At 68.2% G+C, this 7,719-nt stretch carries 7 protein-coding genes and 1 tRNA gene; 3 read left to right on the forward strand and 5 right to left on the reverse strand.

Annotated features, from left to right (window positions below; all coding sequences use genetic code 11):
* The 3 genes from lon to clpX form a co-directional block, all read right to left on the reverse strand.
* A partial coding sequence (gene lon, locus VJS38_RS16435) for an endopeptidase La (protein WP_324089230.1) occupies positions 1-2,161 on the reverse strand: 2,161 nt, incomplete at its 3' end.
* A 337-nt stretch (positions 2,162-2,498) separates the two neighbouring features.
* On the reverse strand, positions 2,499-3,836 hold the full coding sequence (locus VJS38_RS16440; protein WP_324089231.1) for an MFS transporter: 1,338 nt from the start codon (positions 3,834-3,836) through the stop codon (positions 2,499-2,501).
* A 110-nt stretch (positions 3,837-3,946) separates the two neighbouring features.
* Entirely contained in the window at positions 3,947-5,209 is a 1,263-nt protein-coding gene (clpX, locus tag VJS38_RS16445) for an ATP-dependent Clp protease ATP-binding subunit ClpX (RefSeq protein ID WP_324089232.1), read from the reverse strand.
* Positions 5,210-5,428: 219 nt separating this feature from the next.
* Here clpX and VJS38_RS16450 point away from each other — a divergent pair, with 219 nt between their 5' ends.
* Positions 5,429-6,091, forward strand: a complete 663-nt coding sequence (locus VJS38_RS16450; RefSeq protein ID WP_324089233.1) for an HAD-IB family hydrolase — start codon at positions 5,429-5,431, stop codon at positions 6,089-6,091.
* On the opposite strand, the gene VJS38_RS16455 is transcribed toward VJS38_RS16450, so the two are convergent.
* Positions 6,088-6,285, reverse strand: coding sequence for a hypothetical protein (locus tag VJS38_RS16455; protein WP_324089234.1), 198 nt, complete (start codon positions 6,283-6,285; stop codon positions 6,088-6,090). The two genes, VJS38_RS16450 and VJS38_RS16455, sit on opposite strands and share 4 nt — an antisense overlap.
* A 345-nt stretch (positions 6,286-6,630) precedes the next feature.
* Here VJS38_RS16455 and VJS38_RS16460 point away from each other — a divergent pair, with 345 nt between their 5' ends.
* Positions 6,631-6,876, forward strand: a complete 246-nt coding sequence (locus tag VJS38_RS16460; RefSeq protein WP_324089235.1) for a hypothetical protein — start codon at positions 6,631-6,633, stop codon at positions 6,874-6,876.
* A gap of 264 nt (positions 6,877-7,140) precedes the next feature.
* A tRNA-Asn gene (locus tag VJS38_RS16465) sits at positions 7,141-7,216 on the forward strand.
* A gap of 269 nt (positions 7,217-7,485) precedes the next feature.
* On the opposite strand, the gene VJS38_RS16470 is transcribed toward VJS38_RS16465, so the two are convergent.
* Positions 7,486-7,719, reverse strand: a 234-nt coding sequence (locus tag VJS38_RS16470; RefSeq protein ID WP_324089236.1) for a hypothetical protein, incomplete at its 5' end; no start/stop codon positions are given.

Below are 7,719 nucleotides of genomic sequence, written 5' to 3' on the forward strand. Positions count from 1 at the left end.
CGAGCAGCTTCTCCTTCAGGCCGCCGATGGCGGTGACCCGGCCGCGCAGGGTGACTTCGCCGGTCATGGCGATCTCCTTGCGGATCGGGATCCCGGTGAGCACCGAGACGATCGCGGTGGCCATGGCCGCGCCGGCGGACGGTCCGTCCTTGGGCGTGGCGCCGTCCGGCACGTGGATGTGGACGTCGGTGCGCTCGAACTTCGGCGGCTCGATGCCGAACTTCGTCGCCCGGCTGCGCACGTAGGAGTTCGCGGCCGAGATCGACTCCTTCATCACGTCCTTCAGGTTGCCGGTCACCGTCATGCGGCCCTTGCCCGGCATCTTGACCGCTTCGATGGTCAGGATGTCGCCGCCGAACTCGGTGTAGGCCAGGCCGGTGATGATGCCGACCTGATCCTCCGCGTCGGTCTCGCCGTAGCGGTACTTGCGCACGCCCGCGTCCTTGGCCAGCCGCTCCTCGTCGACGGTGATCGACAGGACCTTCTCGCGGGCCAGGTCGCGCACCGTCTTACGCGCCAGGTTGCCCAGCTCCCGCTCCAGCGAGCGGACGCCGGCTTCCCGCGTGTAGTAGCGGATCAGGTCGCGGATGGACTGCTCCGGAACGACGAACTCCTCCGGCTTCAACCCGTGGTCCTTGGTCAGCTTCGGCAGGACGTGGCGCTTGGCGATCTCCACCTTCTCGTCCTCGGTGTAGCCGGGGATGCGGATGATCTCCATGCGGTCCAGCAGGGGCTGGGGCATGTTCAGGCCGTTGGCCGTGGTGACGAACATCACCGGCGACAGGTCGTAGTCGACCTCCAGGTAGTGGTCGGCGAAGGTCGAGTTCTGCGCCGGATCCAGCACCTCGAGCAGTGCCGACGACGGATCGCCCCGCCAGTCCGCGCCCATCTTGTCGATCTCGTCCAGCAGGAAGAAGGCGTTGGTCGACTTGGCCTTCTTCATCGACTGGATGATCTTGCCGGGCATGGAGCCGATGTAGGTCCGGCGATGGCCACGGATCTCGGCCTCGTCGCGCACCCCGCCCAGGGAGACCCGGACGAACTCGCGGCTGGTGGCCTTGGCGATCGACTTGCCGAGCGAGGTCTTGCCGACGCCGGGAGGCCCCACGAGGCACAGGATCGGGCCTTTGAGCGTGCCCACGCGGCTCTGCACCGCCAGGTACTCCAGGATCCGCTCCTTGACCTTCTCCAGGCCGTAGTGGTCCTCGTTGAGGATGTCCTCGGCCTTCTGCAGGTCGATGGGCTTCTGCTTGGCCTTGCCCCACGGGATCGACAGCAGCCAGTCGAGGTAGTTCCGCACGACCGTGGATTCCGCCGACATCGGGCTCATGTTGCGCAGCTTCTTCAGCTCCGCCTCGGCCTTGGTGCGGGCTTCCTTCGACAGCTTGGTCTTCTTGATGCGCTTCTCGAGCTCGAGCAGCTCGTCGCGCGAGTCGTCCTGCTCGCCCAGCTCGCGCTGGATCGCCTTCATCTGCTCGTTCAGGTAGTACTCGCGCTGCGTCTTCTCCATCTGGCGCTTCACGCGGTTACGGATCTTCTTCTCCGTCTGCATGACGCTGATCTCGCCCTCCATCAGGGCGTAGACCTTCTCCAGACGCTTCACGACGTTGAACACCTCGAGCAGCTGCTGCTTCTCGGAGATCTTCACCGACAGGTGCGAGGCGATGCGGTCGGCCAGCTCGCCGGGGTTCTCGATCTGTGGGATCGCAGCGAGCGCCTCGGGCGGAACCTTCTTGTTCAGCTTCACATAGTTTTCGAACTGCTCGACGACCGCGCGCGACAGGGCCTCGGCCTCGGGCGAGCCGGAGCCGTCTTCCTGCACATAGGCGATCTCGGCCTCGTAGTAGTCGGCCTGCTCGGTGAAGCGGGTGATGCCCGCACGGGCGCGGCCCTCCACCAGCACCTTCACCGTCCCGTCCGGCAGCTTCAGGAGCTGCAGCACGGTCGCCACCACCCCGACGTCGTAGATGGCGGCCGGAGCCGGATCGTCGTCATCCTTGTCCTTCTGGGTGGCGAGCAGGATCTGCTTGCCCTCATTGCGCATCGCTTCTTCGAGCGCGCGCACGGACTTCTCCCGGCCCACGAACAGCGGCACCGGCTGGTGCGGAAAGACCACGATGTCCCGCAGCGGCAGGATCGGCAGGATCTTAATCTCGGACATGATGCTCAAACTCCTGGCCGGTCCGTTTCGTCTCGGACTCGGCGACCGGATCGTGGTCACTCAGACGATGCGCCTGAGTCGGACGACCCGTTCCACCGCCATGGCGGCGGTTGGTTCCCAATAAATGTGGACGGTTTCGCCCCGGGTTCAAGCCGAGCCGGACCTGCGCGCGACACTCCGTCTCAGCTTGGCCACATTTCTACCTTGACCGCTGCGAGCGACGCCGTTCGCGCAAGGATTTGCCCCATTCACAGCTATTATCTGGAGATCTTGGGAACCTTATCAAGGCCGGCGACAAGAGGCTTGCGCGGCAGCTTGCCGAGCCGGTCGACAGGCGTCACCGCGCCGACGTCCGCTTGCCCGCCGTCAGGAAGCCGATCGCGCCGGCGCCGATCGCCCCGCCGGCGGCGAGGGCCATGGCGAGGCGATAGCCCGCGGCGATCGAGGCCGGATCCGCGCCGTTCAGCACGAAGCCAGCCAGCGCCACGGCGATCAGGCCCGCCACCCGGGCCACGGCGTTGTTGACACCCGAGGCGGCCCCTTCCCGCTCCTGGGACACGGCGCCGAGCACGGCGTTGGTCAGCGGCGCCACCGCCACGCCCATGCCGAGCGCCAGGACCGCCAGGCCCGGAAAGGCTCCGGTCCAGTAGGCCCCGTCCCTCGCACGAAGCGCCAGCAGACCGAAGCCGGCCGCCGCCAGAAGACCGCCCGCAAGCAGCATGAACCGCGCCCCGATCCGGCCGGCCAGCCTGCCGCTCAGCGGCGAGAGCGCCGCCAGCCCCACCGACAGCGGCAGCAGCGCCGCCCCCGCGGCGCCCGTCGGATAGTGGTGCACACGAAGAAGGTTGAAGGGCAGGACGAACAGCGCCCCGCTGAAAGCCGCATAGAGCAGCAGCGTGAGCGCGTTGAGCCCCAAGAAGGCCGGCGACTTGAAGAGCCCCAGCGGCATCATCGGGTTTTGAGCGTGGTCCTCGATCCACAGGAAGGCCGCCAGCAGGGCTGCGCCCAGGGCGCCCGCGCCCAGGATCACGGCGTCCGCCCCGCGCTTCGGCGCATCCGTCAGCGCCCAGGTGACCAGGCCCAGGCCCGCGGTCGCTGCGAGCGCGCCCCGCCAATCCACCGGCCCGACTTCGCCGCCGTGGCTCTCCTTGGCCCCGGCCGCGGTCAGCCAGGCGGCGAGCGCCGCCAGCGGCAGGTTGATGGCGAACACGGCGCGCCAGGATACCGTCTGCACCAGCCAGCCGCCAAGCACCGGCCCGACGGCGCTCATCAGCCCGCTGGCGCCGGCCCAGATCCCGACCGCCTGGCCGCGGCCCTTCTCGTCGAAAGTCGCGCCCAGCAGCGCCAGGCTCGCCGGCGTCAGGATCGCGGCGCCCACGCCCTGCAGCGCGCGCGCCGCGATCAACGCCGGCAGGCTGGGCGAAAGGCCGCAGGCCGCCGAAGCCACGGCGAACAGCGCCACCCCGGCGATGAACACCCGCCTGCGGCCGTAGCGGTCGGCGGCCGCCCCGCCGGCCAGCACCAGGGCGCCCAGCAAGAGGGCATAGGCGTTGACGATCCACTGGGCCGCGGCGAAGTCGCCGCCCAGCTTCTGCTGGATCACCGGGACGGTCAGGTTGACGGCCGAGGCGTCGATGAAGGCCAGGCTCGAGCCCAGCACCGTCCCCGCCAGCACCAACCGCGGCCTACCGCATGGCGGCGCCGCGCCGGAAACGATTGCGCCCGCGGCTCTGACGGAACCGCGGGCGCAGGGATCAGGCAGGAGGGCCATGCGGCCCAAGGGTGTCAGGCCGCGCCGCCCTTGTCGCGGCGCTCGGCGTAGATCAGCAGCGGCTGCGAGCGGCCTTCGACCACCTCGGCGTTGACCACCACCTCCTCGACCCCGTCGTAGGTCGGCAGCTCGTACATGGTGTCGAGCAGAATGCCTTCGAGGATCGACCGCAGGCCGCGGGCCCCGGTCTTGCGCTGGATGGCCTTGCGGGCCACCGCGTTCAGCGCGTCCTCGGTGAAGGTCAGGCCGATGTTCTCCATGTCGAACAGGCGGACGTACTGCTTGACGAAGGCGTTCTTCGGCTCGGTGAGGATCTTCACCAGCGCCTTCTCGTCGAGGTCGTCGAGGGTGGCGATCACCGGCAGGCGGCCGATGAACTCCGGGATCAGGCCGAAGCGCAGCAGGTCGTCCGGCTCCACCTGCCGGAAGATCTCGCCGGTCCGGCGCTCGTCCGGATCCGACACCTTGGCGCCGAAGCCGATCGAGGTGCCCTGGCCGCGCGCCGAGATGATCTTCTCCAGGCCCGCGAAGGCGCCGCCGCAGATGAACAGGATGTTGGTGGTGTCGACCTGCAGGAACTCCTGCTGCGGATGCTTGCGCCCGCCCTGGGGCGGCACGGAGGCGACGGTGCCTTCCATGATCTTCAGCAGCGCCTGCTGCACGCCCTCGCCCGAGACGTCGCGGGTGATCGAGGGGTTGTCGGACTTGCGGCTGATCTTGTCGACCTCGTCGATGTAGACGATGCCGCGCTGCGCCCGTTCGACGTTGTAGTCCGCAGCCTGCAGCAGCTTCAGAATGATGTTCTCGACGTCCTCGCCGACGTAGCCGGCTTCGGTCAGCGTCGTGGCGTCGGCCACGGTGAACGGCACATCGATGATGCGCGCCAGCGTCTGGGCCAGCAGCGTCTTGCCGGTGCCGGTCGGGCCGATCAGCAGGATGTTGGCCTTGCCCAGCTCGACGTCGTTGTTCTTCGTCGCATGGTTCAGGCGCTTGTAATGGTTGTGGACCGCGACCGAGAGCACCTTCTTGGCGTGGTCCTGACCGATCACGTAGTCGTCGAGGACCTCACGAATCTCCTTCGGAGTCGGCACGCCGTCCTTCGACTTGACGAAGGAAATCTTGTGCTCTTCACGGATGATATCCATGCACAGCTCGACGCACTCGTCGCAGATGAACACGGTCGGCCCCGCGATGAGCTTGCGGACCTCGTGCTGGCTCTTGCCGCAGAAAGAGCAATAGAGGGTGCTCTTCGAGTCTCCGCTGGCGGCCTTGGTCATGGTCGTTTCTCACTCTCTAGGCGACCCGGGTTGGGACGTCCCGGACACCGCCGCCCCGACGGCGCCGCGCATCCCTGCAGGTTACGCGCCGCGGGTTGTCTAAGTCTTGACATTCCCCGATCCGAGCCGGGATCACAAGCCTTCGAACGTCGTAGCGGCGTTTGGCGACGCAGCGCCGAACGTCCGGACGCCGCTTTTGTACATGGGGAACGGCCTGAAATGGCACAAGACGGCGTTACTCGGGCGTCCTGCGGCGAGACAGAACGTCGCGCGCCGAACGCCGGTCGCGCGATCGTCGCCTTCGACTTCGACGGTACGCTGACGATTCGCGACAGCTTCACGGCGTTCCTCAGGTGGCGCGCGGGGCCGATCCGGCATGCACTGGGCATGGCCAGGCTCGCGCCCGCCGCCCTGCGTTATCTGATCGACAGAGACCGTGGCCGGATCAAGGCGGCCGCCGTCCGAGAGTTCCTCGCCGGGCTGACGCGGGACGAGCTGCGCCGCGCCGCCGAGTCCTTCGCCGCCGAGCAGTCGGCGGCGATGTTCCGCCCCGACGCGCTCCAGACCTGGCGGGACTGGCGCGACCGCGGGGCCTCGATGGTCATCGTCACCGCCTCGCCCAGCGACGTGGTGCGCCCGTTCGCCGAGCGCCTTCAGGCCGAGGCGCTGATCGGCACGGAGCTCGCCTTCGATGCGCAGGACCGGCTGACCGGCGGCTTCGTCACCCCCAATTGCCGCGGGCCGGAGAAGGTCGCGCGGCTCGAGGCGCGCTTCGGCGCCGGCGTGCGCTTGGCGGCGGCCTATGGCGACACCGGCGGCGACCGCGAAATGCTGGCGATCGCCGAGACGGCGGGCTTCCAGGTCTTCACGGCGCGGCCCTAGAAGTTCCGGAAGAGCCCCAGGGCGGCCAGCAGCGCCAGGCCGATCAGGATGGTCACCCCGACTACGCTCGCCCCCCACGCCATCAGCTTGATCAGGCTGAGATGCATCGCCCAGCGCGGCCAGGGTCCGCGGACCACGCGGTATTCGGCGTCGGTGACAGGGGGGCGCTCGCGGGGGCGCTCTGGCGGCGGCATGGCGCCAGTCTGTCCCCCGCGCCGGGCCGCCGCAACCATCTCGCGGCGGTCACGCGCGCCCGCCCCGCACGGAGCGGGCGCGCGACCTGGCGGTCTACGCGACCAACATAGGCCGTCGGACAGGCCCGATCCGGAATCCGCCTGCGCGCCTGAACGTCGGCTGAACGATGGTATGCGAGTCCCCCGGCGATGGAACAAGCGTCGCTGCGGGGGGTTCAAGCTTAGCTGGGAGGCTCGAGGTTGGGAGCGGCGCATCACGCGCGCCGACGGCGCATGCCACATCCTGGACCGTCGGCCCCTGAACAGGGCCAGCGACGGCCGCTCCGGCGCGGCCCGCTCCGATGGATGACCGGCAGGCTGGTGCTCGCCGTCCACCGGCTCGCCGACCGACTGGACCTCCTGCCGTCGGAGTTCGACGCCGAATCGCGCATCGATAGGAACGACGCCACGGCGGTCCTGGCCGAGTGGATCCGCTATGCCCGGTTCTGGGCCAGCTACAATCCCGAAGAGATGTTCGCGCTCAAGGTCGGGGGCGCCATGCTGCTGGCGGGCGTCCTGGCCCTGTGGCTGGCGATCGCCTTCTTCCTCTAGGCGCGAGGAGGCGCTTGCGGGTTCGGTGAATCGAAAGTTGGCGTCGGGCGCGGGCGTTAACCATGCATTTACCGACGCGGCGGAACTTTGGCCTGTCTTCCTTGAAGACACCCACCATCACCGACTTTTTTCCAGCCCGGCGCTCGCGCCGGGCCTTTTTTTGTCTTGTCCACAGATGCATCAGATGGGTGGGAAAAAGTCCCCGGTCTGCGGCTTGCATGCCCACCGGTCGTGGCGTATAGCCCCGGCCCTCGACGGCTCTGGTCCTCGGTAGCTCAGTTGGTAGAGCAGGCGGCTGTTAACCGCCGGGTCGCAGGTTCGAGTCCTGCCCGGGGAGCCATCGAGAAACATCACTTATCTCAGCTTTTCGCTTCCGCCCTGGAACCGCAGGTCGCCGATTTCAAGGCGCGCGATCAGGCCGGTCCGCGCGTCACGCCGCCCAAGGCAGGGTCAAGCGCCATGCCGGCGGCGTCGAGGCCGGCGTAGCAGCGCTCCTCGACGTCGGCCGGCGGATGTCGGTGGACCATCTAGGCCATGTAGAGAGACCGTCGAGCGTCTCGGCCGAGGCGTTGACGCAGCTGTCGCCGCCCCTGCCGTTCCTAACAGCCCCTAGAACTTATATCCGACTTTCAAACCGTAGGTGCGCGGAGCCCCGACGGCGCCCTGCTCTCCGCCCCCAGGGTTGGCCTGAGCGGCCAAGCTCACGTAATACTGCTCGTCCGTTATGTTGCGCGCCCAGACACCCAGGCTCACGCGTCCGCCAGGGAGCGTGTAGGTGGCGCCTCCGTCCAGCAGGCCATACGAACGTTGAGCGAGGATATTGTCGGGCCCGGCGTACCATGT

This window comes from Phenylobacterium sp. (assembly GCF_035276905.1).
Lineage (GTDB): Bacteria > Pseudomonadota > Alphaproteobacteria > Caulobacterales > Caulobacteraceae > Phenylobacterium.